33 protein-coding genes and 2 pseudogenes are annotated in these 25,333 nt (G+C 34.6%); 16 read left to right on the top strand and 19 right to left on the bottom strand.

Annotated elements, in window-relative coordinates; translation table 11 throughout:
* Positions 1-87: 87 nt before the first annotated feature.
* The 7 genes and pseudogenes from MHH45_RS25605 to MHH45_RS25575 all read left to right on the top strand — a co-directional run bounded on the left by MHH45_RS25605 (position 88) and on the right by MHH45_RS25575 (position 5,297).
* Positions 88-1,244, top strand: a protein-coding gene (locus MHH45_RS25605; RefSeq protein ID WP_098116938.1) for an IS3 family transposase whose coding sequence is annotated in 2 segments (ribosomal slippage) — positions 88-340 and positions 340-1,244 — 1,158 coding nt in all. Because the reading frame shifts where the segments join, the coding sequence is not laid out codon by codon here.
* Between the two features lie 425 nt (positions 1,245-1,669).
* Positions 1,670-2,242: pseudogene (locus MHH45_RS25600) on the top strand (helix-turn-helix domain-containing protein); the annotation flags it as partial.
* A 211-nt stretch (positions 2,243-2,453) separates the two neighbouring features.
* Positions 2,454-3,008, top strand: coding sequence for a hypothetical protein (locus MHH45_RS25595; protein ID WP_077295818.1), 555 nt, complete (start codon positions 2,454-2,456; stop codon positions 3,006-3,008).
* 56 nt (positions 3,009-3,064) lie between these two features.
* Positions 3,065-3,943, top strand: a complete 879-nt coding sequence (locus tag MHH45_RS25590; protein ID WP_088094725.1) for a DUF7018 domain-containing (lipo)protein — start codon at positions 3,065-3,067, stop codon at positions 3,941-3,943.
* An 81-nt stretch (positions 3,944-4,024) separates the two neighbouring features.
* Complete coding sequence (locus MHH45_RS25585; RefSeq protein ID WP_016115797.1) at positions 4,025-4,534, top strand: DUF7018 domain-containing (lipo)protein; 510 nt, start codon at positions 4,025-4,027, stop codon at positions 4,532-4,534.
* 11 nt (positions 4,535-4,545) lie between these two features.
* Positions 4,546-4,752 carry a hypothetical protein gene (locus MHH45_RS25580; protein WP_016115798.1) on the top strand — a complete coding sequence of 69 codons (207 nt, stop codon included), beginning with the start codon at positions 4,546-4,548 and terminating at the stop codon, positions 4,750-4,752.
* Positions 4,753-4,829: 77 nt separating this feature from the next.
* Positions 4,830-5,297, top strand: coding sequence for a DUF2691 family protein (locus MHH45_RS25575; protein ID WP_016115799.1), 468 nt, complete (start codon positions 4,830-4,832; stop codon positions 5,295-5,297).
* 68 nt (positions 5,298-5,365) lie between these two features.
* On the opposite strand, the gene MHH45_RS25570 is transcribed toward MHH45_RS25575, so the two are convergent.
* Positions 5,366-6,406 (bottom strand): N-acetylmuramoyl-L-alanine amidase, encoded by a 1,041-nt coding sequence (locus MHH45_RS25570; protein WP_016115800.1) that lies wholly within the window; start codon positions 6,404-6,406, stop codon positions 5,366-5,368.
* A 2-nt stretch (positions 6,407-6,408) separates the two neighbouring features.
* Between MHH45_RS25570 and MHH45_RS25565 the strand changes: the two are divergent.
* Positions 6,409-7,014: pseudogene (locus MHH45_RS25565) on the top strand (transposase); the annotation flags it as partial.
* A 607-nt stretch (positions 7,015-7,621) separates the two neighbouring features.
* Here the strand turns inward: MHH45_RS25565 and MHH45_RS25560 are convergent.
* The gene (locus tag MHH45_RS25560) at positions 7,622-8,137 is read right to left on the bottom strand and encodes a DUF3231 family protein (RefSeq protein WP_033671413.1); all 516 of its coding nucleotides are present in this window, start codon (positions 8,135-8,137) and stop codon (positions 7,622-7,624) included.
* 338 nt (positions 8,138-8,475) lie between these two features.
* Here MHH45_RS25560 and MHH45_RS25555 point away from each other — a divergent pair, with 338 nt between their 5' ends.
* The gene (locus MHH45_RS25555; RefSeq protein ID WP_016115803.1) at positions 8,476-8,778 is read left to right on the top strand and encodes a WGxxGxxG family protein; all 303 of its coding nucleotides are present in this window, start codon (positions 8,476-8,478) and stop codon (positions 8,776-8,778) included.
* Positions 8,779-9,066: 288 nt separating this feature from the next.
* On the opposite strand, the gene MHH45_RS25550 is transcribed toward MHH45_RS25555, so the two are convergent.
* The 5 genes from MHH45_RS25550 to MHH45_RS25530 form a co-directional block, all read right to left on the bottom strand.
* Positions 9,067-9,561, bottom strand: a complete 495-nt coding sequence (locus tag MHH45_RS25550) for a hypothetical protein (protein WP_016115804.1) — start codon at positions 9,559-9,561, stop codon at positions 9,067-9,069.
* A gap of 364 nt (positions 9,562-9,925) precedes the next feature.
* Complete coding sequence (locus tag MHH45_RS25545; protein ID WP_016115805.1) at positions 9,926-10,468, bottom strand: site-specific integrase; 543 nt, start codon at positions 10,466-10,468, stop codon at positions 9,926-9,928.
* Complete coding sequence (locus tag MHH45_RS25540; protein ID WP_016115806.1) at positions 10,468-10,950, bottom strand: ArpU family phage packaging/lysis transcriptional regulator; 483 nt, start codon at positions 10,948-10,950, stop codon at positions 10,468-10,470. Before MHH45_RS25540 ends, MHH45_RS25545 begins: the two co-directional genes overlap by 1 nt.
* A gap of 26 nt (positions 10,951-10,976) precedes the next feature.
* Positions 10,977-11,147: a hypothetical protein gene (locus tag MHH45_RS25535; RefSeq protein ID WP_016115807.1), complete on the bottom strand. Its 171-nt coding sequence runs from the start codon at positions 11,145-11,147 to the stop codon at positions 10,977-10,979.
* A 117-nt stretch (positions 11,148-11,264) separates the two neighbouring features.
* Positions 11,265-11,387: a DUF3983 domain-containing protein gene (locus MHH45_RS25530; protein ID WP_016115808.1), complete on the bottom strand. Its 123-nt coding sequence runs from the start codon at positions 11,385-11,387 to the stop codon at positions 11,265-11,267.
* 130 nt (positions 11,388-11,517) lie between these two features.
* Between MHH45_RS25530 and MHH45_RS25525 the strand changes: the two genes are divergently transcribed.
* Entirely contained in the window at positions 11,518-11,814 is a 297-nt protein-coding gene (locus MHH45_RS25525) for a hypothetical protein (protein ID WP_016131846.1), read from the top strand.
* Positions 11,815-11,930: 116 nt separating this feature from the next.
* On the opposite strand, the gene MHH45_RS25520 is transcribed toward MHH45_RS25525, so the two are convergent.
* Positions 11,931-12,125, bottom strand: a complete 195-nt coding sequence (locus MHH45_RS25520; RefSeq protein WP_088094629.1) for a DUF7167 family protein — start codon at positions 12,123-12,125, stop codon at positions 11,931-11,933.
* 181 nt (positions 12,126-12,306) lie between these two features.
* On the opposite strand from MHH45_RS25520, the gene MHH45_RS25515 reads away from it, so the two are divergent.
* Positions 12,307-12,759 (top strand): hypothetical protein, encoded by a 453-nt coding sequence (locus MHH45_RS25515; protein ID WP_016115811.1) that lies wholly within the window; start codon positions 12,307-12,309, stop codon positions 12,757-12,759.
* 106 nt (positions 12,760-12,865) lie between these two features.
* Here MHH45_RS25515 and MHH45_RS25510 read toward each other — a convergent pair whose 3' ends face one another.
* The 4 genes from MHH45_RS25510 to ltrA are packed head-to-tail and all read right to left on the bottom strand — an operon-like array spanning position 12,866 to position 15,144.
* Positions 12,866-13,027, bottom strand: coding sequence for a DUF3797 domain-containing protein (locus MHH45_RS25510; protein ID WP_016115812.1), 162 nt, complete (start codon positions 13,025-13,027; stop codon positions 12,866-12,868).
* 2 nt (positions 13,028-13,029) lie between these two features.
* A complete protein-coding gene (locus MHH45_RS25505; protein ID WP_016133205.1) occupies positions 13,030-13,224 on the bottom strand; it encodes a hypothetical protein in 195 nt (64 codons plus the stop codon).
* Positions 13,196-13,318 carry a hypothetical protein gene (locus MHH45_RS25500; RefSeq protein WP_016115814.1) on the bottom strand — a complete coding sequence of 41 codons (123 nt, stop codon included), beginning with the start codon at positions 13,316-13,318 and terminating at the stop codon, positions 13,196-13,198. Before MHH45_RS25500 ends, MHH45_RS25505 begins: the two co-directional genes overlap by 29 nt.
* Before the next feature lie 26 nt (positions 13,319-13,344).
* Positions 13,345-15,144 (bottom strand): group II intron reverse transcriptase/maturase, encoded by a 1,800-nt coding sequence (gene ltrA, locus MHH45_RS25495; protein WP_088094630.1) that lies wholly within the window; start codon positions 15,142-15,144, stop codon positions 13,345-13,347.
* 783 nt (positions 15,145-15,927) lie between these two features.
* Here ltrA and MHH45_RS25490 point away from each other — a divergent pair.
* Complete coding sequence (locus MHH45_RS25490) at positions 15,928-16,179, top strand: hypothetical protein (RefSeq protein ID WP_016115816.1); 252 nt, start codon at positions 15,928-15,930, stop codon at positions 16,177-16,179.
* Positions 16,180-16,241: 62 nt separating this feature from the next.
* Here MHH45_RS25490 and MHH45_RS25485 read toward each other — a convergent pair whose 3' ends face one another.
* Together MHH45_RS25485 and MHH45_RS25480 are read right to left on the bottom strand one after the other, a co-directional pair.
* Entirely contained in the window at positions 16,242-16,454 is a 213-nt protein-coding gene (locus tag MHH45_RS25485) for a hypothetical protein (RefSeq protein ID WP_033671414.1), read from the bottom strand.
* Between the two features lie 202 nt (positions 16,455-16,656).
* Positions 16,657-16,806 (bottom strand): hypothetical protein, encoded by a 150-nt coding sequence (locus MHH45_RS25480; protein ID WP_175637027.1) that lies wholly within the window; start codon positions 16,804-16,806, stop codon positions 16,657-16,659.
* On the opposite strand from MHH45_RS25480, the gene MHH45_RS25475 reads away from it, so the two are divergent.
* Together MHH45_RS25475 and MHH45_RS25470 are read left to right on the top strand one after the other, a co-directional pair.
* Entirely contained in the window at positions 16,801-17,193 is a 393-nt protein-coding gene (locus tag MHH45_RS25475) for an ImmA/IrrE family metallo-endopeptidase (protein ID WP_416076161.1), read from the top strand. The genes MHH45_RS25480 and MHH45_RS25475 overlap by 6 nt on opposite strands.
* A gap of 192 nt (positions 17,194-17,385) precedes the next feature.
* The gene (locus tag MHH45_RS25470; protein WP_016115818.1) at positions 17,386-18,540 is read left to right on the top strand and encodes a tyrosine-type recombinase/integrase; all 1,155 of its coding nucleotides are present in this window, start codon (positions 17,386-17,388) and stop codon (positions 18,538-18,540) included.
* 131 nt (positions 18,541-18,671) lie between these two features.
* On the opposite strand, the gene glnA is transcribed toward MHH45_RS25470, so the two are convergent.
* From glnA to hflX, 4 genes are all read right to left on the bottom strand, one after another.
* The gene (glnA, locus tag MHH45_RS25465) at positions 18,672-20,006 is read right to left on the bottom strand and encodes a type I glutamate--ammonia ligase (RefSeq protein WP_016115819.1); all 1,335 of its coding nucleotides are present in this window, start codon (positions 20,004-20,006) and stop codon (positions 18,672-18,674) included.
* A gap of 48 nt (positions 20,007-20,054) precedes the next feature.
* Positions 20,055-20,444, bottom strand: a complete 390-nt coding sequence (gene glnR, locus MHH45_RS25460) for a transcriptional repressor GlnR (protein WP_002014475.1) — start codon at positions 20,442-20,444, stop codon at positions 20,055-20,057.
* 174 nt (positions 20,445-20,618) lie between these two features.
* Positions 20,619-21,890: a methionine gamma-lyase family protein gene (locus MHH45_RS25455; protein WP_016115821.1), complete on the bottom strand. Its 1,272-nt coding sequence runs from the start codon at positions 21,888-21,890 to the stop codon at positions 20,619-20,621.
* Positions 21,883-23,160, bottom strand: a complete 1,278-nt coding sequence (hflX, locus tag MHH45_RS25450; protein ID WP_016115822.1) for a GTPase HflX — start codon at positions 23,158-23,160, stop codon at positions 21,883-21,885. The genes MHH45_RS25455 and hflX overlap by 8 nt, the downstream gene beginning before the upstream one ends.
* A 92-nt stretch (positions 23,161-23,252) precedes the next feature.
* On the opposite strand from hflX, the gene MHH45_RS25445 reads away from it, so the two are divergent.
* Together MHH45_RS25445 and MHH45_RS25440 are read left to right on the top strand one after the other, a co-directional pair.
* Positions 23,253-23,876: a trimeric intracellular cation channel family protein gene (locus tag MHH45_RS25445; RefSeq protein WP_016115823.1), complete on the top strand. Its 624-nt coding sequence runs from the start codon at positions 23,253-23,255 to the stop codon at positions 23,874-23,876.
* Between the two features lie 248 nt (positions 23,877-24,124).
* Positions 24,125-24,259, top strand: a complete 135-nt coding sequence (locus tag MHH45_RS25440; protein WP_001051869.1) for a hypothetical protein — start codon at positions 24,125-24,127, stop codon at positions 24,257-24,259.
* Between the two features lie 47 nt (positions 24,260-24,306).
* On the opposite strand, the gene spoVK is transcribed toward MHH45_RS25440, so the two are convergent.
* On the bottom strand, positions 24,307-25,263 hold the full coding sequence (gene spoVK, locus MHH45_RS25435; protein ID WP_016115825.1) for a stage V sporulation protein K: 957 nt from the start codon (positions 25,261-25,263) through the stop codon (positions 24,307-24,309).
* Positions 25,264-25,333: the final 70 nt, after the last annotated feature.

Raw genomic sequence — 25,333 nt, 5'->3', positions numbered from 1 at the left:
TGAAGTGAACCCGAATAGTGGTACATGAAAAAAACACCTCCTGAATTCGCATACTAAGTATGCAAATTCAACGGAGGTGTTTTTCATTTGAAAGAAAGAGTACATTACCCAGAAGAAATAAAGTGGAAAGTGATTGAGATGAAAAAGGATGGTTATTCAAATCGTACCATTATGGAGACACTCGGAATTAAAAATGTTTCCCAAATTAAGACATGGATGAAATGGTATCGTACAGATCAAACGTATCGTTTTCAACAACCTGTAGGAAAACAATATTCTTATGGAAAAGGACCAAAAGAGCTAAGTGAATTGGAACAGCTACGATTAGAAAATAAACATTTAAAAACAAAATTACTTGTATGGGGAAAGTATCTGGAAATCGAAAGGAGCTGAAACCACATACCGTTATTACCCTATGGAATGAATTAAAAACAAAATTAACCGTACAAGAACTGTGTAAAGTATTAGAATTACCACGTTCCACATTTTATCGTTGGTTACAGATAACCGAACGCCCTAAAGACGAGATAGAAGAGAAAGTAAAGAAGGTCTGCCTTAGGCATAAATTACGGTATGGATATCGAAGAGTGACCGCCACTCTTCGAAAAACGGGGCTGTGTGTCAATCATAAAAAAGTATTACGGATCATGAAACAATATCATATACTCTCAAAAGTTCGTCGTAAGAAAAAGAAATATATCAATGGTGCTGAACCAGTCGTAGCTCCTCATCGATTGGAACGTCAATTCGAATCATCAGCCCCAAATGAAAAGTGGTTTACGGATGTGACTTACCTATTATTTGGAGAGCGTACATTGTATTTATCAACGATTATGGATGCCTTTAATCGTGAAATTATTAGTTATGTCATCAGTGAATCACAAACTTTAACATTAGCGATGAAGACATTAAAACAAGCAATGAGAGGGCGAAAAGTAAAAGATGTCATCCTTCACTCGGATCAAGGAAGTATTTATACTGCGAAGGAATTTCAAGCATATGCCAAAGAAAAAGGCATTATCACCAGCATGTCCCGGAGAGGAAATTGCCATGATAATGCCGTCATGGAAAGCTTCTTTGGTCATTTAAAAAGCGAAGCTTTCTACTCACAAAAGATAACAAAAGTATCCAACACAACTGTGCGAAAGATTGTGCTAGAATACATTCATTACTACAATTGTGTGCGAATTCAAGAAAAATTAAACCACCTATCCCCTAAAGAATATAGGGAACAGATGGTTTAGGTGTTTTGATATGCGTCCCGTTTTCGGGGTTCACTTCAATGTGTCAAGGGTTTGTGCCTCTTAGTAAAGAGACATATATTGGTCGCGTTCCCATTGGTGAACTTGTGTGCGGAACAAAAATCAATAAAGATTTGTATCTATTAAGCTATGCATAAATGTTGTAGTACCAATGTTTAACGACAATTGTTTGTATATTGACTCTCGATAATATTCGTTTGCTTTTGAAATAAATATGGTCAAAATATGGTCATTAAACGGCCGACAAAACATAGCCTGCTTTTGCGGGTTTTTCTTCTCTATTTTCTTATTACGGATAAACTTTGATATGACAAGAAAGATATGTGGGCGAATTGTGGGTAAAAAACACCTAGCAAAAGTTTGCTTAAATTTGGCATTATGTTGCTTTTTTGTTTCCACAAAGGAGACAAATATTAATGAAGAAACTTGTGGACCTCGGCATGATCCGCCAGGTATCTATGAAAAGTAATTCTGATATGATGCAAACTGCTAATGCTATAGTAATTCGACCTATTGTGGAAGAAGTGTCCGACAAGGAACCTACTAAAAGTCCTACAAAGTGTCCTACCATTAAAACACCCCCTGTTTCCTTAAAACAAAATATAAAAGATATAAACAAACGTAATAGTAATGAGAATAGTAATACTACTGAAGAGAATATTAAACAAGCTGATTTTGTTGCTCACTGGGTTCCAGAACGTTTCGTTTCTTTAACTAGCTCTTTTTATTCTGAATCAAAAACAATTCAAGAACTGTGGAAGGTTGTAAGACAGTGTAATAGAGTTGTTAATTACACAACAGGTGATAAAGCATTTACTAAAGACCAGGAGCTTACTATTGGCTTAAAAGCTATTAAAGAGTTTGTTATGAAAGTGAAGTCTGGAATAAAAATGAAGTATGGTAAATTTGCTTATTTCAATGGGATTGTAAATAACTTAATGGACAAGTTCTACTTCGATAAAGAGTTTATGGGATTATAAAAAAGCTCCCAAACGCTGAGGAACCAATAAGGGAATTTTTTTAAAAAGCATATGGGGCGGGATTTTCTACAACCGTAATACATTTTTTCATATTGTTAAAACACTCAAAATTTCTCTTAAGGATGGGAAATCTTCATATCTTATTTATATAATTCATGTTATGGTACAATATGTTAATTAATTACAATACTTTCTAAAAGGAGGATACATAATGAAAGGAACGAAACTCGTATCATTAGCAATACCTATTCTATTATTAGTAGGTTGTGGGGTAGGAGATAAAGATTCTACCCCTAAGACTGAGAAGACTAGTAAAGCAATGTCGAAAACAGTAATATCTGAAAAACAGTATCCGTATTATATTTGTGAGCAACTGGTAGATTTTCAATTCAAGAAGGATGAAATATTGTTAAAACTAGGAGAAGCTTCAAAAGATAATAAGAAATATAAAGATGTATTTAAAACAGCAAACGATATGGATGAAGCCTTAGACCGTATGGAGAACATAATAGTACCTGATAAATACAAAGACATTCATAAACTCGTACAAGAAGGGATAACAGATGCAAGAAAAGGAACAAAGTTAATAAAAGACGCTGATAAAGACGATGGACTGAAGATTCAAGAAGCTGTATTAAAAAGTTCTCCACATATGTCAGGTGTAGATGGAGAACAGTGGAGAGAAGCAATTTATAAGTTAAATCAGGAAACCAAAGATGCCTACGCCAAAGCACTTGATAAGAAAATGGAAGAACATACAAAGTAATAGAGTAACTTGTAATTATACATACAATCATTCAACTAATAAGGGGTAATAGAAATATGAAAGCAAAGAAACTTGTAACGTTAGCACTTCCAATCATGTTATTAGGTGGTTGCGGAACAGACAAAGCAGAGAAGAAAGCAGACTCTAAAGTAGAAGTAAAAGCAGAAGAAAAAGAAAAGGTATCAAAAGAGGCTTACCCTGCACGTATGTCAAACTTAGATTATGAGTTAAAGACAAAGATGTCTGATATTACTGAGTTAACGAAAAGAAAAGACAACGATGTAAAAGAGTTAAACAAAGAGATTCTAAAAAGTGCAGATGAGGTACAAGAAATATTTGCTAAGTTTTATAAAATAGACCCACCTAAAGAGTTTGAAGAAGCACACAAGACTGTTATAAAAGCAATAGACTGTTATAAAGAAGCGTTTGACACACAAATAAGTCTAGCAAAAAGTGGTTCTGTAACAAAGAAGAAGACGGAACAATTAAAAGAATTAATGTATAAAGGCAATAACTACTTAGAAGAAGGTATGCAACCAATTGAGAAAGCTGTAGACCATACCGCAAGACAGAATCAATCGTATGACCCTATCACTTTATCAAAAGACGGTAAAGAAATAATTGGTGAATGGGGTAGTTATGTTGGTGACAAGTTCACCAAAGGATCAGAGTTCCGTCAAGATGGTACATACACCATATTTGATGATGAAGACAACACACCTTATGAGAACTCACATATGGATGGGAAATGGTCTTACAATGGAGACAAGAAAGAAATGACATTAACAATAGACGAGTATGTAAAAGACGGAAAAAAGGCGAAACCTGGTGAAATGAAACAATCTATGTCCTATACGATGGAGTACTTTAGAGATGGTATATTCAAAATGGTAGGCGACGATGGTAGCAAGATGCACCAAGTAAAACGTAAGTAATAGTTAGTAATGGGTTACTTATCAAAAGTAACCTGTATTACATATAAACAATACAATACAATACAAGAGGGGTATTCAATCATGAAAGCAAAGAAACTAGTAGGTTTAGCACTTCCAATCATGTTATTAGCAGGGGTAGGTTGTAACAAAGACAGCGTAGAAGAGAAAAAGACTGATAACTTACAAGTATCAGAAGAGAAGAGTCAAGACGTATCGAAGGTTAAAGCAGAGAAAGAATATAAGTCAAAATTAAACTCTTTAATGAAAGATATTACGAAGGAATCACTGGAGTTAAACGAAATCTTGAATAGTACTAAACCAATAGAAGAAAAAGACACAGAATTTAGAGAGAAGTCACATGCTATATACGAGACAGCAGAAAAGTTAGTTGCGTTAGACCCTGGAGATAAATATCTAGACGTACAAAATACTGTAAAAGAAGTTACGTATGCACTAAGGGAAGGCGTAAGTTCAATAAGAAACGGATTAACTATGAGAGACGGAAGTGTAGTTCAACAAGGTGGGGAGTCAATGGATAAAGCGTCTAAACTAATATTTGAAGTAGATAAAAAGTTGAAAGAGACAAAATAAGGGGTATAACAATGAAACGTAAACTATTAGCAGTTGCATTGCCAGTTATGTTAATTAGTGAGGTAGGTTGTTCTAAAGACAATGCAGAAAAAAAGAAGACTGATAGTTTACAAGTCGTAGTAAATTATAAAACTTCTATACTTGACTTAAGTAAAGCGTTAGAAAGCAAATTATCTACAGAAGAATTAAAAGAGTTACTTATGAATGCTAAAGTTTAATACATAGTAAAAAAGCCGACTCAATTAAGAGCCGGCACTTTCTTTAGATAATAAAAATAAGGGGAGACTAGCATACAATGAATATAGGCATACATTTCCATGTCCCAGAAAATAACAATTTCAATTTGTCCATATTGAAATTACTAGAACCTTTTAATTCTAACAATTTCATGTGGCAAATAGATGATGCTGAAATATACATTAAAGATAAACGCGGTAACTTTACAAATAAGATGTTGTTTGATAATGAACGTTTTATCACTGGACAAGAGTTGGAAGAAACACTGCTAAACAAAGGTTATTATTTAATTTTCTTAACAATGTGTGCTTTTCCTGATATGAAAAAGCACAGTCCAACATGGATAAGAACAGCATCAAACTTTATTAATACTGATTGCGAATTTTTATTAAGTATAGTTGATGGTTTTGATATCAGTATTTTATGTAAAGATGAGTGTTTACTTCAGAACTTGCATCAACATGTTCAAGACCTTGGTTATTTAGATACCAAGTATTTAACAGAACGTACTGCTGGAACGTTTTAACTAAGTCTAAATCAGCTAAAAAAAGAAGGATTCGATAAATCTATCAAATTCTTCTTTTCCATTACTCATTACTTCACATATACATAAGTTGAACTTGCTGTGATATAGAATATATTACCTCTACTGTTTTTCGCCTTATATTGTGGTAAACCATTCACAGATACTTTATCTAGGATAGTAAATCCTAATCCTGCATCTAAAGTACCAGCAACATCTTTATTTTGCCAAGAAGCAGAATCATAGAATCGCAGATTGTCTACTTTAGACACAATACGCTTTCCTGCAATCGGATTAACTGGCTCTTTCTTCTCAAACTTGATGTAAGAAGGATTGTTATATACCCACTGATTTCCCCCAAGATTTAGCCATCCATCTTTTTCACCCCATACTTTATAGGATTCTGGTTTATTTAACTGACGAATAACAGAGTAACTTGCACCTGGTCCCTTGCGAAGATTTACATTGTAACCTTCAATATATGCAATGCCTTCCATATTCGCTACTGGTTCGCCTGGTTTAGATGGTTGTTTCGGAACAGAAACGTCACCGTTATTATACGCACGTTGAACATCCGCACGGAATTGCGCTTCTAATACACCGTGACTGCGTAAATAATCAAGTGGATCTTCATGATCTGTACCGCCAAGATACTTTGTAACATCATAGTGTGTCCACAATCCTTTTTCTACAGATAGATTGTTATCTTTTAAGATTTCAGCTAATAATTTAACGTACTTTTCATATGAGCGTTTAAATTTTCCATAGTCTGCAGTTTCGCAAAGTTCAACATGTACAAAACGCTTATTAGCACCTGAACCAGCCCCATAAGCGATATACTTTGTATCAGCAATTTGAATTGTTTCATTCCAATCTACTGCATAATGTACGAAAGCCGAACGCCAAGTACGAGACTCATACTTTTGAATATTAATAGCTGGAGCTTCTGGAGTTGCTGTACTGTGCGCAACAACGCCTTCATAAGCACCTACACCATAGCGATATGGTTGTTTCGGTAAATCTGGAATAAGTAAAACCCTATCAGCAAATGCACCCGTAACAAACGAAAATAAAATAAGTAGCGTTGCAAAAACAGAAGTACATAGTTTCATTTACCAATAAAAAAATATCAACTATTATGGCAGAGAAAAAGGCAATTCAAATACTTGAAATAGCGAAAAATTCCTATCCAGCCGTTTCTCAAAATGATGTCCTGTGTGACCAACTCAAAGTATACGCAAGACGTTATCAAGAACTTCTTCATCAAAAGGAACGTTGCATTAACAATATGGTACATCTAGCCGAACAACGTGCAGAATATAGTATCATTTTGAGCCTTCCTGGAATTGGGCCAAATACGGCTGTACGCTTAATGGCTGAAATAGGAGATATTACTCGTTTTGCGAATAACAAGCAATTGAATGCGTATGCCGGTATTGATATACGTCGCTTTCAATCAGGTAAAACTTTTTATAAAGATAAAATTAATAAACGTGGAAATAAACATTTACGAAAACTACTTTTCCTGATTATCCAAAACATGATTAAACAACGACGTTACGGGCGAAATCACATTATAGAGTACTACGATAAATTAAAAACGCAACCATATAACAAATGTCATAAAGTTGCGTCCATTGCGTGTGTAAATAAGTTACTGAAGCTTCTCTTTCATCTTATTACACACGATATACACTATGATTATCGGTTAACGGCCTAACATCATAGTTTCATTCATCATATCTCCCCCTAGTAAAAAAACGAATCCATATTAGGGGTATTTAGTATGCGTTATACGTGGATACATGTGTGATATAGATTTTTGATACTCAATCCATCAAAAATCTATAAATACAGGTTGACTAATCGTAAGAAAAAGCACCCGAATGGATGCTTTGTTATCAATTATTAATTTGTAACTTCAATTACGGTAAATGAAGTTTTATTCTTCTTCCAATCACCTAATGCTGCCGCGCTAATCTTCTATAACATTGTTAAGTAACTGGAAGAAGAGCAAAAGCCCTTCTCCGTTTACACAACGTAAATTGCAATTGAATGTGAAATCAAGAAACAACTATTCATCCAATCTGCAACCATCGCCATCGGTCATGACGATCCATTTTCAATTATCAGGAATCTTGCGAGCAATGTTTTCCGCTACTACTCACAATACAAATATAACACGCTAATTCCAAAACAACCGGCACATTTACTGCCAAAAAGCGGTCACGACTCTGCCACTTATTTTAATTTGCCAATAATCCTTATTTCCCTAGACAAGCTCATTGCAACAACCATAAAGAATAAATTGGATTTCGATTAAGGTATTATGCTTGTTCTGATTGTTGAACATGTAATGGTGGCGGAATAATCCAACCTTTTTTCTTATTCAAGCGAAGTAATATAGCTCCAGCTTGTGCTTTTTTCATATGGAATTGACCAAACATCATTCCTACATCTTCTCGGAGTGATTGTCCCATAGCTTGGCTACATGCTACTAACCCAGCAGCAAGACCTGCAGAAACCGTTGCTGCAATTTCTGCATCATTAATACGAGCACCAGGAGGAATCGTTTCAATAGATGCAACAGGTCTTTCTGGAGGTGCTGGTGGTAATGCAACACCATTTAATTTTAATAAATTTTTTAATTCTTCAACTTCTGATTGGATATCATTTTCCACAAGATTTTCTAAAAATTTCTTCAAATCCTCGTCTCCTGTGTGGTTAATAAGAACTTGATATCCAGCAATTGCACCTTGTGCCGCTGCAAGATAACTCCAAATCCCAAAGACTTCTCCGTAGTGCATTGGTTCATTTTGTGGATTTCCACTTAAAACACCCATTAAAATATTCCTCCTTAAAGAAATTAAACTCTTACCAACAATGCTTACTATAGAAAAAATTTTCCCAACCATTTTCTGGATTAAAGAAAATAAGTTCTTATAACTCATAAGGAACACCTTACCCAAATATAGTAATTACCTCTCATAGGATATACTGTTATAAAAAATTTATTCTTATAAATATATAGCAATTAACTTGACCCATTATTATCAGTACTTTTAATAATAAAAGTTAAAGATGTTTATCATAATTTCAATTCAAATGGTTTTATATATTTTCAACCGAATATTGTCTAAAGGAACTGGAGACATTACTAAATATGAAAGGAGGGAAAACCATGAAGAAAAAATTGTCATCTATTTTAGGTGCCCTATTACTAACTATTATGCTTTTTGGTACAAGCATCCATGCTGAATACGATGGATATAATACGGATAGAGTTAACAATAATAATATTACAACTCGAGTTAATGACAATAACATGAATAGAGTTAATTATGATACTAGAACTCGAAATGTGAATACAACAAATGATTTGAATAATAATCGTAAAAATAATAATTGGGCATGGCTTGGTTTATTAGGACTAGTAGGTTTATTCGGTCTTAGAAGAAAAGAAAAAGAACCAGAAAGACGTTAATGTAGAACATTGCATTTAACTTAAAAAGATACTTATTCATCAAAAAAATGCAAAATGAATAAACTATGAATCGCCTTTAATCAGGCGATTTTTTATTTTTTCAAAATCAATAATAATTATATAAAAACGGATACTATTCAATGAATTTCTTAACTTGATGGTAATAGAGCGGTACGTCCATTTAACGAACAACGCTTCTTTTTTATACCGTCGCTTCTCTTACCCATATCTGACATTGTCGAAAATAAAAAAGAAGAATACTCCTTCAAGTATTCTTCTTTTTCACTATTATTTCATATAACCGTTGCTATCAAAATAGTATTTTGTCCCGTTAATTACTAATGATTCATTTGTTGCAAGTCCATAATCTCCTGGAATAAAATACATCCATTTTCCTTGTGCGTTTTGTTCCCAACCTGACTTTTGAACTAATTTTCCTCCTGGAGCAAATAAATACCATCTTGCTCCTGCAGAACCACGGTCTATCACTATCCATCCATTTGTAGTAGAATTAATGCATTTATTGCCTGGATCAACCATAATACGTCTAGAAATATAATACCAATCTTGTTCAGATTTCACCCAACCATTATATATTGAGTTTCCATTATCGGCATATAAGTTAAAAACCCATATTTTAGAAGGGCACGTCCCTACTGTTTCTAGTTCCTTCCATTCTCCATCAGTTCCAGCTACATATGTATTAGCTGCAAAAGCATTTGTAGTAGGATAAATAACAAAAATAACAAAACATAATATCATTGCTTTTACAAATTTTTTCATAATAATCTATTTCCTCCCTAATAAATTTAATATCGTTAAATCATACTATATAAAAATATAATTGTATACTGAATTTCATAATAAATAACCAAAATTATACACTTTGAGAGACACCCATAAAAATATAGGAAATACTCTTATTAAAAGCACCGACTAGATTCACTTCAATAAGAAGATATTAATTTATAAAAAAATGTCTTAGCATTTTTTGTTTTGCCTTATGACTTACCCATATCTTATATTGTGTGTAACTGAGCCAATCGCCAAATCCCTTGATACCAATGAATTTATAAGACTTTCTTTTTTGAGTTACACAGTACGAAATTTATGGGCAACTATATAAAAACAAAAGAAAAAACAATGATTAGATTTTAAACCTAGTCATCGCTTTGTCCATTGCATCTTGGTTTACACCTATATAACGTAGCGTGACCTTCTCAGATGAGTGATTGAATATCTCCATAAGTAATGCGATGTTCTTTGTTTGCATGTACATATGATAGCCATATGTCTTTCTTAAAGTATGTGTACCAATCTCATCTAATCCAAATTCCGCTGCCGCTCCGCTTAATATCTTATATGCCATGCTGCGACCGATTGGACAGTTCTTCCCTTGCCTGTTTCGTAATAGATATTCATCATCTTCTCTTTCTTCATTGAACCATTTTAGTTCTCTTTTTAGTGATGATGTAATTTGTATTCTCTTTTGTTTGCCTGTTTTCTTTTCACGCATAGATATATGACTTCCTTTTACATCACCAACCTTTAACTTTAGTATGTCACTAATTCTTAATCCTGTATTAATGCCCATAATGAACAGAATATAATTGCGCTCGCTCTTTTCCTTAAAGTAATCTTTTAATTGTTGTATTTGCTCTGGATCACGTATTGGCTGAACAAAATTCATTATTCATTTCCTCCTGCTTCTTCTTTCTCGTAAACTTCGAGTCTAAGAGCAAAAGCAAGCTTATAAAATGCTCTAGCTTTAACACGTCGATAAGTTCGTTCACTCATCCCCAGTTCGTTATACACCATATAATCACAGATATCTTCATCTTCTAAATAGCGCTTAATAATGATGTCTCTTTGATTCCTTCCGGCTAATCCATTTCCAAAGCGGTTTAATGCTTGATCAATACGAAATGACATCTTTTCAAGCCATTCTTCTCTTTCACTTTGCTGTACATTTGCTATCGCAACATCTTCTAACGGTTTTCCAACATCGTGTGTAGGTCCATGATATCTAACTTCATAAGAAGGAGTGACTTTCATTTCTTTACGAATCATTCCAAACTGCCTATATATACGTACACTTTCAAGAACACCTTCTAATTTCTCTTGTGTTGCTGTTCTATCGATTTTTGGTAAGAAAGATAATTGTTTAGTCATGTAAGACCACTCCTTTTATTTATTAATTACTTTTGTCTTAATGCTCCACGTCTACGCTCATATCGTGGTCCACGAATCCCCATTAAATCCTCAATATCACGTGTGCTTAACTTTTCTTTTTGTTTTTTCTTATTTTTCTTTTTCCCTTGTTTTGATTGCTTTTTCCATTCACGTAATTGATCTCTTAGTGCTTTCATTCTCCCCATCTCCCTTTTCAAAATAAAAAGGACACCATATTCTCAAAACAGCTATAATTGCCGTTTTTATGAATTGGTGTCCTCTAGTTTTCTAGCCGGACTATATTCTTTTTTCATTCACTTTAAAATACTAGCTTGTACAAAAATATTTCTCCAAGCATTATCAACTTGATATTTATCCACCACTTTTGCACGACGAGCAATAGCTTTCTTTATTTTTCTCTTCTTTAAACTTGTCATTCCTCTAACCTCACTTTCTATTAAAAGGATTATTTTGTTAAGAACTTTATTCCAATTTATAACCGCTATCTTTTTCTTTTATTTTCCATTAAAATTAAATAAAAACATTTTGATAACATAGGAGAAAGCTATGAAACATAACATCAATCTATGGTCCTTTATTTGTTCCTTGATTTGTATTGGTTTATTCCGTTTATATTTTGAAATCCCATCTGAAATATTCAAATTTTTTACGGATTCACTACACATTCACCCTTTATTCATTTTACTAGTTTTAACAATAGGAACTTTTTTTGCTGGCATGATTGACTTCTCTAAGATAAATAATTGGGTAGCGATGCTTAGAAGCATAGTAACAGTCCTACTAACATTTTCATTATCTGTATTTCTAACACTTACTTTGATTGTAGGATATGCGTTAAGCTAAAACGCAATTTAAAGACAAGACTGAATAAAACTCAATATTCCGTCAATACTGTAGACAACCCATTTCTTAACCTATTCCACAACCCGAGCAGTTAGCTTTTGCTAGCTGCTCTTTCGTTAATCTTCTTCAAAGCTCCAGCCGCCATCAATATAATTTGCTGACCATTCTTTCCACTTTTGCTCTAGGAAATCTTCTACATCTTTATCTGTTTCTGGATAATACCCTAATTCATTTAATGTGAATGTTTCATCATGCTTTGCACCAACATAACCAATACTTAATGTGAAACGCACTTTTGTATTTGGATCCATATCCATTCCCCTTTTCTACAAAATGAAATTTTTGTTCGTATTTTCGTCATATTTCCGAAAAATTTTCATCAACTTACAAAATATGACACTATTTCTATTTCTTAATTGGTATTATCTAGTATATCAATTAGGTTATAACACTTGATTGATAGATAACCAATATAGAATAGGAGATGTATGTATGTTAAAAAAATTAGCTATCGGAACATTAGCTATCGGAATTTTATTGCCTGGAAACTTCGCACATGCCACGTCGCCTCAACAAGTGCATAACCCCTTAGAAATTAAACCACTAGTACAAACGTCATTACTCTCAGAACAATATTCTTATAGTTTCTCAAGTTTATCTGATCCTAGACAATTCGGTTACATCTATGTGAATAATGCAGGACATATCACTTTTAATGTTGATCAAAAAACAGTTGATGGTAAAAGAATAACGTACGCCTTCTTAAAAATGGAACCAGATGGTTCTTCGACTATCTTCGGTTCTGGTACATTTAAAGGTACTGGTTCATTTACTTTTACAACTAATAAGCCAGCTCCTGTAGGAACTTATATGCTGTATGTAAAAAAAGTGGACTCTATACGTTCCTCTGATTCATCAGGAACTATCACATTTACCACACCTTGATAGTCATACACTTCTCTAAAAAAGAAATCCTTTGACGAAGCCGTCAAGGGGTTTCTCTTTTCTAATCCCCCAATAATTCTCTTATTCTATAAAATAGCGTTTTTGTTTAGTTTTCCTTTATTTCAATACTCCATCCATATTTACAAGTTCGCTTGAATGTATCATCATTTATTTCTAAAGTGCCTTCACCATTTCCGACCTTATCGTTACCGCATTCAGGACATTTCGCATATTTTCTAGTTAATTTAAGTGTACTTACAACATTCATTATTAATCCTCCTCAAGTTCCGTAACAGTTAAGTAATTTCTTGCTTTCTTCTTCTTTGCCAATCTGCTTTGATAAGCTGGTGTCATGTAAAAGTGAACTGTTTTAGGAAGTACGCCCATATGCTGAGCGCATTCCTTTATGGTCCCGATACATATCAATGACTCACCTTTATAAACGACGTACTCCTTTTGGTTCACTTTTCAACTCCCCATTTCTACTAGTTGCGATAGGTAAGACTTTGAAGTTATCTCTATCTTTTCCCCCGCTTAACACTGTACGTGCGACTTTCATCGCATACAGCGTCCCATCTTATTCTTTTATACTAAAGTAACTAGATTACAAGCTTTACGGAGTTTGTTTATTTTCTTCAATTGTTTATCGTTCAATTGAAGTATTCTCATATACGTTCTAATCGTCTCTTCATTTGTAGCATGAATCAGTCTGTGGACAAATTCATATACAATAATTAGGTTATTGAACTCGTCAGTTCCTCCCATACCTTTCGGTACTTTGTGATGACAGTGTGCTTCATCAGCTAGCAAAAAGATTCCTATGACAGCACATTTTCCATTTTGCATGGAATATCTCGACATTCTGTTATCTGTATACTCCATGCTTTTCCCTATGGTGGAGGATAACAACATTTTTTGCATTTCATTGGCAATGTTGCCTTTTAAACTTTTGATGAGTTTCTGTCTTCCTTTTCTAGTGTAATTACATATATCTTGACTAAAACTTTGAGGGAATCGTGTTTGTATGTCTGCTAGTGGATATACATGATTACCTGCTATTTCAAAGGTTCTAAAATTGTTCTTGTGTAATTTTTTGTATAATGTATTAGCATTGGTAGGAATTTTATATTTTCCTATTGATTTTAGACGATTAAACAATATTTTCGAGAGACGAAAGGCTATTTCAGCAAAGTCTATATTCACCTGTGTTGCAATTCTGTAGTAGTTTTTTATACCAAGCACGTAAGAATTATAATCCTGTACCGTTTTTCCTGATGGACTCTTTTGAATTGCTTTAATCCTTGTTTTTGCTTTTTCAAGGATGTCCTTTTTCTTTTTCTCGCTTACATGTGTGTTTGCCACATATCTTTTGCGCTTTTTAACAGCTTTGATAGAGAATCCCAGAAAATCCGAAGATTTTCTTTTCAGATTAGTTATAGTTGATTTTCCCTTAGATACATCAAGGTTTAATTGATTTTTGAGATACCCTTCCACTGCATGGAATATTTTTGTTGCAGATTGATGGTTGTTGGTAAATATCTTGAAATCATCTGCATACCTAACTATATACATTCTTTTCAGTTTTGCTTTTGATAAACGGTAGTTTTTAGTTTGTACTGTATGTGGTTTTCTTGTTTTGATATTCTCCCACTGACTAGATATCCACCAATCTAAATCGTTTAGTACAACATTACTAAGTAATGGACTTAGGATTCCTCCTTGCGGAGTTCCTTTTGTGGGAATACCTTCTCCTTTGATTGGTGCTTTTAACATTTTCGAGATGATTGTCAGTACCCTTTTATCAGTTATACCTATGTTGTATAGTTGTTTTAATAATTTGGAATGGTTTACGTTATCAAAGAAACCTTGTATATCAATATCTACTACGTGACTATATCCCCCTCTATTTATCAAAAATTGACACCTAGCCATTGCATGGTGTGTTGACCTGTTAGGTCTAAATCCATATGAATGCTTGTAGAATTTTGCCTCACATATTGGTTCTAGAACCTGTTTGAACATTTGTTGTATCAATCTATCTCTCATAGTAGGTATTCCTAATGGGCGTTTCTTTCCATTTGGTTTAGGTATTTCTACCCTACGTACCGTGTTAGGTTTGTAGTCTACAAGAGCTTTTCTTATGTTATCAACAAAAGAATCTACATCTTTCATTTTATAGTGGTCGATTGTAATACCATCTGTTCCTTCGGTTTTAGAACCGGTGTTAGTCTTTATATTTCTATATGCTAGTAGAATATTTTCTTTTGATACTATGTGCTTATATAAATTCACACCTTTAGTAGCATTGTTTTCGCTACGTTGATATAAATCATCAAACACTTTTTGCATGTCGTAATATTCTGCATGTCGTAATGTTGTACTCACCGATGTATTAATTCCCCTTTCTTACGAAAAGTCCCATCATCTTACTCGATCCTGTGAGTTACATCTAGTTAATTTAGTTTTCAAAGAACAAGACTAGGGACTATCCCTCCACATTCGTTACATGCTTCGTCGGTACTGTGTCCCCACCTTCACAAGAATGAAGCAATTTCGGTTCGTTAGAACCTTATATGCATCTGTCCGCTAGTAGGCGTTGTTGACAGTTTCTTGTTTACCACGTTCCGATTGACCTAGCTATACATATATCCTTAGGTGCTTGCTTTAAGCCTGTTATCTTTACATCCTCATCGTTAGATGTTCCGAATTTCATATTATTTACTCTTACTTTTCGGTAGATAACGTCGTCATTGACGACATACACATTTCTAATGCATTAAGCGTTTAGACCCGTACATTCGCAAGTTCGCCAGTCCATTCAGACATTCTCACCATAGATATTTTGTAGCATCCCGACCTATCCATTACCATATGATTTCTCACTTAGGTTTTGTTCAGCCGACTTCACCTAGCTTCATACAATTTGCGACTACTATCACGCCTCGCATGTAGGAGTATCAGATAAGTAGTTTCAGCTCAACCTGACGGCTTTCATTCCTACTCTCAGTCAATCCGTTGTTGTCATCAAATTGATAACCCTCCTATTTCGTGTTTACACACTTATAAGGAAACGTGTCGCACAAATAGCGTTTTTATTGAAAACTCACTTTGATTCACTTTGTTTATGGTATAATCTGTATAATTCATTTTTCAAGAAAGGACAAAGTAATGAGAGCATACTTTGGGATCACTTCATTTTTATTAACTTTAATCGTATTTTTCGGTCTATTATCTATGCGTACAAACGGTTATATACTTTTTTTAATACCTATCTCAATTATTTTAGCTATTTTTGCTCCAAAAGGTACATCGAAAAAAGTCGCTGTAGCTAGTTTAGTAATTTCATGTATTATTTACGCTCTCATATTCGGCCTACTTTTTATCATTGGTTGGGGATTGGCAGAATCAAAATTAAACTAATCCCCTTTTTTTCCAAATAACGATTTTGTTAAAATTTCACTTCAATTCACTTTGACTATGGTTTAATCTGTATAATTCATTTTTTCAAGAAAGGATAAAGCAATGAGAGAATACTTTGGTTTCATTTCAATGTTTTTAACTTCAATCTTATTTTTCGGTCTGTGTATAGCCGGTCCTTTTTTAATTTTAATACCCATCTCAATTGTTTTAGCTATTTTTGCTCCGAAAGGTACAGCCAAAATATTCGCTTTTGTTGGTTTAATAATTTTAGGTATTTTCTACGCTTGCATATACATCTTCATTTATTTTATTGATTAGGGATTAGCTGAAACTCATCTCAGATAATCATCTTTCTCCAAAATAAGGATTTTGTCTTGTTTTACAATCTGCAGTGTTTCTTTAAAAACTCTTCCAACTCATTGATCCATTCCAACGTAAATTGCGTTGGTTCTTCAATCATGTCACCCATGACCGAAACTATATTTCTATAAGTCGCTTCTGCTTCATCTTTTCCTCAAGTACAACTACACGATCATTGTAATTTTGCGGATGCTGCGCTTTAATGTCTTGATCCAACGCCTTTTGCATTTTAAATAGTTCGGATAAATCAATTCCTTTTTTATTCATCTTGAATCAGCTACAAATCAATTATTTTATCTTTTCAGTAAACTTAGTATCCACACTTTTCATGATTTACATGAAGAGATTAATGGTTTTTACAAATGTGAAGAAGGAAATAAGTTTATCGCTATCAATAATAATTTATCAGAAACTATGCAAAGGACAGTTTGTGCTCACGAATCGGGACATGCTGTCCTTCACGAAGAAGTAAATACTCTATTCTTACGAAAAAATACTTTTTTATCTGTTGATAGATTAGAAATAGAAGCCAATACCTTTGCTGCATTTTTATTAATAGACAAAAATACCATTATTCCAGGTGATACAAAAAAATGTATCACCTATAAAAATAACATTCCTATAGAACTCTTAAAGTTTTATAAAATTTATTAAAAGAGGAAGTTGTTTTGATTATTGATTTAGCGATTGAAAGAGAAAAAAGACAGAAACAAAAAGAAAATTAACTTGTAAAATTGCCTATCGTTACGCGAGTTTACGAAGAAGATGGAGAAATTAAATACGAAATAGAAGGATATATAGACACACCTGTTTCTTAGTTAAAAGAAAAATAAAGGAGGGAAAATCATGGCGTCTTTCCGAAAATACCAAACAAAAGATGGAGCTAAATGGCTCTACAAAATTTACACCACTATTGATCCGAAAACAGGAAAGAAAAAACAAACAACAAAACGTGGTTTTAAAACAAAGAAAGAAGCTCAACTTCATGCTGCGAAGGCTGAAACAGAATTAAGTAACGGGACTTTTATAGAAGATAAAAATGTGATGATTTCTACATTTTTGAATGATTGGCTTATAACCTACAAAAAAGGAAAGGTTAGAAATCATACATACAATCTTCACAAAACAGCAATAAACAAGCATATCGTTCCGTTTTTCGGATCGTATAAGGTATTCGATATTACACCTTCACTCTGTCAAAAATTCGTGAATCACCTCTTAGAAGAAGGGTATAGTGAAAATAGTGTTAAGAATTACACTGCACCTTTAAAAGGAGCTTTGCTCAAAGCTGTTGATTTGCAGCTTATTCAACAAACACCTTTCCGCGGAATTGTCATTGCTAAAAGTGATACTGAAGACAAAAAAATTAAGCATTTAGAAGGACAAGAAGTGAATACATTTGTTCAAAAATTAAAAGATACAGAACCTCATTATTTCTCGTTGTTCTTTACACTACTTCACACAGGAATACGCAAGGGTGAGGCACTGGCTTTACGATGGGATGATATTGATTTAGAAGAAGGAACAATAAGTATCCGTCACACCTTCACTTATGATTATAAAAACCTAGATAATCTATTCGCTAAACCCAAAACAAAAGCATCTTACCGCACGATAATCTTAGCAGATTTTTTAATCCAAATCTTAAAAAATCATAAACTTGAACAGAATAAATGTAAACTGAAATTAGGAGGGTTATACCATGATCTTTCATTAGTATTCGCACGTGAAAATGGACTTCCTTATCCAAAGTCTACTTTACAAAGAGCGATGACTCGCATTTTAAAAAAAGCTAATGTAACAAATATCACGATTCATGGTTTACGTCATACACATGCCGTTCTTTTGTTAGACGCCGGATATTCAATGAAAGAAGTGCAAGAAAGATTAGGGCATGATTCAATTCAAATTACTTCTGACATATATGCCCACATTTCAAAAGAAATGAACAAAAAGAGTCTTAATAAATACGAAGCGTTTGCGAAACGCAACCTACTTTAAAAAGGTCATGGTATGGTCATGAAATAAATATGGTCAAAATATGGTCATAAGCTAAAAACAATTGATACTTCTCCCTTTATCCACGCATACAAAAAACCCTCAACACGTTATGTGTCAAGGGTTTGAGACTCTTAGTAAAGAGACATATATTGATCGCGTTCCCATTGGTGTACTTGCGTGCGAAACATATCCCACTCAATTTCTTTCGCTTCGATGAAGTGCTCAAGTAAATGTTCACCTAATGCACCACATACAACTTCGTTAGATTGTAGTGTAACTAACGCTTGTGCTAATGTTGCTGGTAAGTCAACGATACCTGCTTCTTCACGTTCTTCTTTAGTCATTACATAGATGTTACGATCCACTGCAGCTGGCGGAGTTAATTTATTTTTAATTCCGTCAAGACCTGCTGCTAATAATGTTGCCATTACTAAATATGGGTTTGCAGCTGGGTCAACACTACGAACTTCTACACGTGTACTTATACCACGAGATGCTGGAATACGCACTAATGGACTACGGTTTTGTGCAGACCATGCTACGTAACAAGGCGCTTCATATCCAGGTACTAAACGTTTGTAAGAGTTTACAGTTGGGTTAGCTACCGCTGTAAATGCTGGGGCATGTTTTAAAATACCTGCGATAAAGTGACGCGCATCATCACTTAATTGTAATTCACCATTTTGATCGTAGAATACGTTTTCTCCATTTTTGAATAGAGATAAGTTACAGTGCATACCAGAACCGTTCACTCCGAATAATGGTTTCGGCATAAATGTTGCGTGTAAACCGTGTTTACGAGCGATTGTTTTTACAACAAGTTTGAATGTTTGAATGTCATCACATGAACGAAGTGCATTCGCATATTTAAAATCAATTTCGTGCTGTCCTGGTGCAACTTCATGGTGAGATGCTTCAATTTCAAAACCCATTTCTTCAAGTTCAAGAACGATATCACGACGACAGTTTTCCCCTAGATCCATCGGCGCAAGGTCGAAGTATCCACCGTTATCGTTTAGTTCTAATGTTGGATTTCCTTTTTCATCAACTTTGAATAAGAAGAACTCCGGTTCCGGTCCAAGGTTGAATTCTGTAAATCCTAGTGCTTCCATTTCTTTTAACATACGTTTTAAATTGTTACGTGGGTCACCTTCAAATGGAGTGCCATCAGCATTGTAGATATCACAGATTAAACGAGCTACTTTACCTTTTTCAGCAGTCCAAGGGAATACTACCCAAGTATCTAAGTCTGGATATAAGTACATGTCAGACTCTTCAATACGAACAAATCCTTCAATTGAAGATCCATCAAACATCATTTTGTTATCTAGAGCTTTTGTTAACTGACTAACCGGAATCTCTACGTTTTTAATAATCCCTAAAAGATCCGTAAATTGTAGACGGATATATTTTACATTCTCTTCTTTCGCTAAACGAAAAATATCTTCTTTTGTGTACTTTGCCATTATATATTCCTCCTTAGTCCCTCTAAACACCTTCAGAATCAGTAATCTTTAGTGAAAAAACCTTGAAATATCACCTTGCCGTAATGAAGTTCGATTGAATCTACCTGTATGTTGCAATTCATCTCGAAGAATTTTACGAAGCTCGGATTTTGAAATTTCTTTCGTTTCCTCTTTTACTTTCACTGCTTCTGTTTGATTTTCTTTCATTTGTAACACTTGTTTAATACCAGCCATATTTAAGCCTTGATCTAACAAATCTTTAATTTCTAACAACTTATCTACATCATTAAATGAAAACAATCTACGATTTCCCTTTGTACGGGTTGGGAAAATTAAATTGTGCTCTTCATAGTAGCGAATTTGACGAGCAGATAATTGTGTTAAATCCATTACAATACCAATAGGAAACAGCGGGGCAGAACGTCTATCTTCTTTCATTGTTTCAGTTCCTCCTTCGCTTTAACTGTTTCTCATTTTATATCATGTTATGTTTGATGTCAACAGATGTTAGCTTTTCTGACATGATTTTTTTATAAGTTTTTTCACTCTTTTTTAAAATGGCATAAATACCTTCTTCTATACAAAAAAGCTACCGAAATCGGCAGCTTTCCCTTACGAAATTGTTAATAGATTTTTTTCAATTAACGCATCGATCGCAGAACAAATCGCAATCTTCACGTGAGAATAAGTTAATCCACCTTGCACATAGGCAACATATGGAGGACGAATTGGACCATCTGCTGATAGCTCAATACTTGCACCTTGAATAAACGTACCTGCAGCCATAATGACATCATCTTCATAACCTGGCATATAGCTTGGATACGGTGTAAAGTGAGAATTAATTGGAGATGCGTATTGGATCGCTTGGCAAAATGCAATCATACGCTCTTTGTCATCAAATTGAACAGACTGAATTAAATCTGTTCTTGCAGCATTCCAAGTTGGTGATGTATTCATTCCTAACTTTTCTAAAAATGCCGCTGTAAAGACCGCCCCTTTTAACGCTTGACCAGCAACATGAGGAGCTAAGAAGAAACCTTGATACATTTCTTGTAAGCTATATAAAGATGCCCCTGCTTCTGCTCCAATACCTGGAGATGTTAAACGATATGCACAAGCTTCTACATATTGTTCTTGCCCAACAATGTAGCCACCTGTTTTTACAATTCCACCACCTGGGTTTTTAATTAGAGACCCTGCCATTAAATCTGCCCCGACATGACACGGTTCTAACTCTTCAACAAATTCTCCGTAGCAGTTATCTACAAATACAACAACATCTGATTTAATCTCTTTTACAAAAGAAATCATCTCTTTAATTTCCGCGATTGTAAATGACGGACGCGTCGCATACCCTTTCGAACGCTGAATACCAATCATTTTCGTATTTCCATGAATAGCTGCTTCTACAGCTTTAAAGTCAACACGCCCTTCTACCGTTAACGGTACAGCATTATATCCAATGTTATACTCTTTAAAAGAACCAACACCTTTGCCGCGCACACCAACAATTTCTTCTAACGTGTCATATGGTTTCCCTGTTATATATAATAGTTCGTCACCAGGGCGCAAAATACCAAATAAAGCTGTCGAAATCGCATGTGTACCTGAAATAATTTGCGGACGAACAAGCCCTGCTTCTGCTCCAAATACATCAGCATACACCTTTTCTAATGTGTCACGACCGATGTCATCATAGCCATAACCTGTTGTTGGAATAAAGTGTGAATCACTAATTTTATGTTTACGAAAACTTTCTAATACACGGAATTGATTACTTTCAATTACTGTATCAATACGTTTGTGTACACCGGCAATTTGTTCTTCTACTTCTTTTACAATAGGAGCGATTCTTTCTCCATTTTTCAAACGATCAAACATTTTTATTCTCTTCTCCTTTTTCCACTAAAAATCTCTTTAACTGTCCATTCAGCGGTGAATGAGCAAATATATAACCTGTACACTCATACAAGAATCCATCTTCTTTAAATTCCATCCCAGTTAATACCGTTTCTGTTTTTAAAAGCGTTAGTAATCTACCTTCACTCGGAGGAATCATGACCTTATACGATTCCATCTCTTCCATCATCTTCGTTTCTACCGATTCTTTCAAGATTAATAAATCTGTTTCTTCAAAAGCACTTGTCATAAGAAAATCATTTTTTGGAAATGGAATAAAATTCTGATGTAATCTATCCTTCTTATTGTAAACCGTAATAATTGGAATGTGGTCAATTTCAAGGTCTTGTAGTAATTTTTTCACTGTCTGTTCATGACCTACATAATTTGGATCTGCAGAATCAACGACATGCAAAATCACATCCGCTCCCCCCGCTTCTTCCAGTGTAGAGCGAAACGCAGCAACCAATGACGTTGGTAAATCTTGAATAAACCCTACCGTATCAGTTAATAGCACCGTATACCCACACGGCAATTGCATTTTTCTTGTTGTTGGATCTAACGTCGCAAACAGCAAATTTTCTTCAAATGTATCTGCTTCTGTTAATCTGTTAAACAACGTCGATTTTCCAGCATTTGTATACCCAATTAACGAAACTTGAAATACTTGATTATCCTTTCGGCGCTCACGATATCTTTTCCGGTGCTCCACAACAATCGCTAGCTGCTTCTTAATTTCATCAATACGAGAGCGAATGTGACGACGATCTGTTTCTAGTTTCGTTTCACCAGGACCCCTCGTACCAATCCCGCCTCCAAGACGTGATAGCGCTAGCCCTTGTCCCATAAGACGCGGCATTGTGTATTGTAGTTGAGCTAATTCCACTTGAAGCTTACCTTCTCTTGATTTCGCACGCTGAGCAAAGATATCCAATATTAGTTGCGTTCGATCGATTACTCTCGCATCTAACATAGCTGATAAATTACGGATTTGGCTTGGTGTTAATTCATTATTAAATATAATAACAGCCGGTTCTAGTTCTTCTGTCAGCGCTGCAAGTTCTTCTAATTTTCCCTTACCTATATAAGTAGCGGGATGAAATTTCGGACGTTTTTGCGTTGTAGATACCAAAACTTCTGCACGTGCCGTATTTGCTAGCGATGCGAGTTCTTTCATGGAATGCATAAACCGTTCATCATCATCTTGCGGCAATTGACAGCCAACTAATATGACTTTTTCTTTTTCTTCCATCAAATATGTTCACTCATCCTTTTCGAAATTTAAACCTTCTAATATAATAGCAGAGGAAGCACATTTCATCTAGTTAGCGAGGGAGAAAATTCATGGCATGGGAGATTTTTAGCATCATCGGTACAATTGCCTTCGCACTCAGCGGAGCTATTGTCGCAATGGAAGAAGATTACGATATCTTCGGGGTATATATTTTAGGGATGGCAACTGCCTTTGGAGGAGGTGCCCTTCGTAATTTATTAATCGGTTATCCAATCGGCGCTTTTTGGCAACAAGACATGTTATTTCAAATTGCACTTTTATCAATGACGATTATCTTTCTATTTCCAAATAAATTAATTAAACATTGGAAAAGATGGGAGAACATTACAGATGCTATTGGCTTATCAGCATTCGCTGTACAAGGAGCACTTTATGCACAAAAACTAAATTTACCTATTAGCGCTACAATTGTTGCAGCTGTTTTAACAGGGATTGGCGGTGGTATCATTCGTGATTTATTAGCACGCCGCAAACCTCTCGTCCTTCGCGCAGAAGTATATGCATTTTGGACGATTTTAGCAGGATTTTTAATTGGCGCCAAGATTATCGTCAGTGACTGGGCTCTATACACCTTATTTATTTTTATTGTTTGCTTCCGCATGATTTCCATTCATTTCAAATGGCATTTACCGCACAGACGCTTAGAGAATAAAGAGCGTTCTTTGCATAAATAGTAACTTCACCTCTTTACATGACGTAAAGAGGTTTTTCTTTTCCAACGTTTTTTTCTGTTCAGAGTGTCCATACTAAACTTTAAAGCGAGGTGAACATAATGACAAACCACGTAAACAAAGGTGCTCAAAAAAGCTCAGTCAACCAAATTAGCTTCGACCCAAAATCCGCCTATGAAAAAAGCAAAAAGATGGAGCGATATCATAGGGCATATCAACAAAAAGCTAAAGAAGAATAGAGGTGATAAAGAATGGCAAAAGGAAACAACAACCGCAATCGCGGACAAAGTAGTAGCGTTAATCCACAAGGACTTGCATCAGATGTAGCTGATACAAGTCCAAAAAGCAAATTAGAACAACGAGCAAAAACAAAAAATACAAAATAGAATACGATGCATTACGTTTCTCTTCCATAATAAAGTAAACGCACAGTTCATGAACTGTGCGTCTCTTCTTCAAGCGTTAAATCACTACTTGATATCCCAATTAAATCATACTTATCGTATGCATCCGCTTGCAATAAGCGCATCGCCTGTGTACGAATGGATTTCTCAACAATATTCCGGACATAGCGTCCATTACTAAATGATGTAATTTGTGATGAATATTTCACCGCATGTAAATGATCACGGAATTTCCATTCCGCCTCTTTTGATAATTGATATTCTCGTTCATCATACATTCTCTTACCAATTTCAAGCAACTGATTCACTGTATAATCCGCAAATTCAATAATAAATGGAAAACGCGATTGCAAACCTGGATTTAAAGAAAGAAAATGATTCATCTCTCTTGAATATCCCGCTAAAATCAAAACAAATCCATGTTGCTTATCTTCCATATGTTTGACAAGCGTATCAATCGCTTCTTTTCCAAAATCTTTCTCTCCACCACGCGCTAGCGAATATGCTTCATCAATGAACAATATTCCACCCATGGCTTTTTTAATTAAATCTCTTGTTTTTTGTGCTGTATGCCCAATATATTCTCCCACAAGATCCGCGCGTTCCGCTTCGACCAAATGCCCTTTTGATAAAATGTTCATCTCAAATAATAATTTTCCAATCATTCTTGCAACAGTTGTTTTCCCCGTTCCCGGATTTCCTTTAAATAACATATGAAGCACTTGCTTTTCTGACTTTAAGCCAATTTCTTGCCTTTTCTTATTTACATAAATCCATGCATAAATTTCTTTTATGATTTTTTTTATATCTTCCATTCCAACAAGTTTACCCATTTCTTCTTCAATCCGCTGCAGCATCTCATGCTTCGTAGACGTTTCACTTGAAATTACGGATTTCTTTTCTGGAGCAGGTACTGAAATTTTTTTCCGGTGATTTAACACGATATTAATTTGATTATTATTTTTCTTTCGCATCGATTGTTCCATACAATCACCTCTTTTTATCGACTCACCAAAAAATATTATTAATTTTTCCACTCCCCATACAAATAACTGT

The organism is Bacillus sp. FSL K6-0042 (assembly GCF_038006685.1).
Lineage (GTDB): Bacteria > Bacillota > Bacilli > Bacillales > Bacillaceae_G > Bacillus_A > Bacillus_A pseudomycoides.
This window is presented reverse-complemented; position numbering and strand designations above follow the sequence as displayed.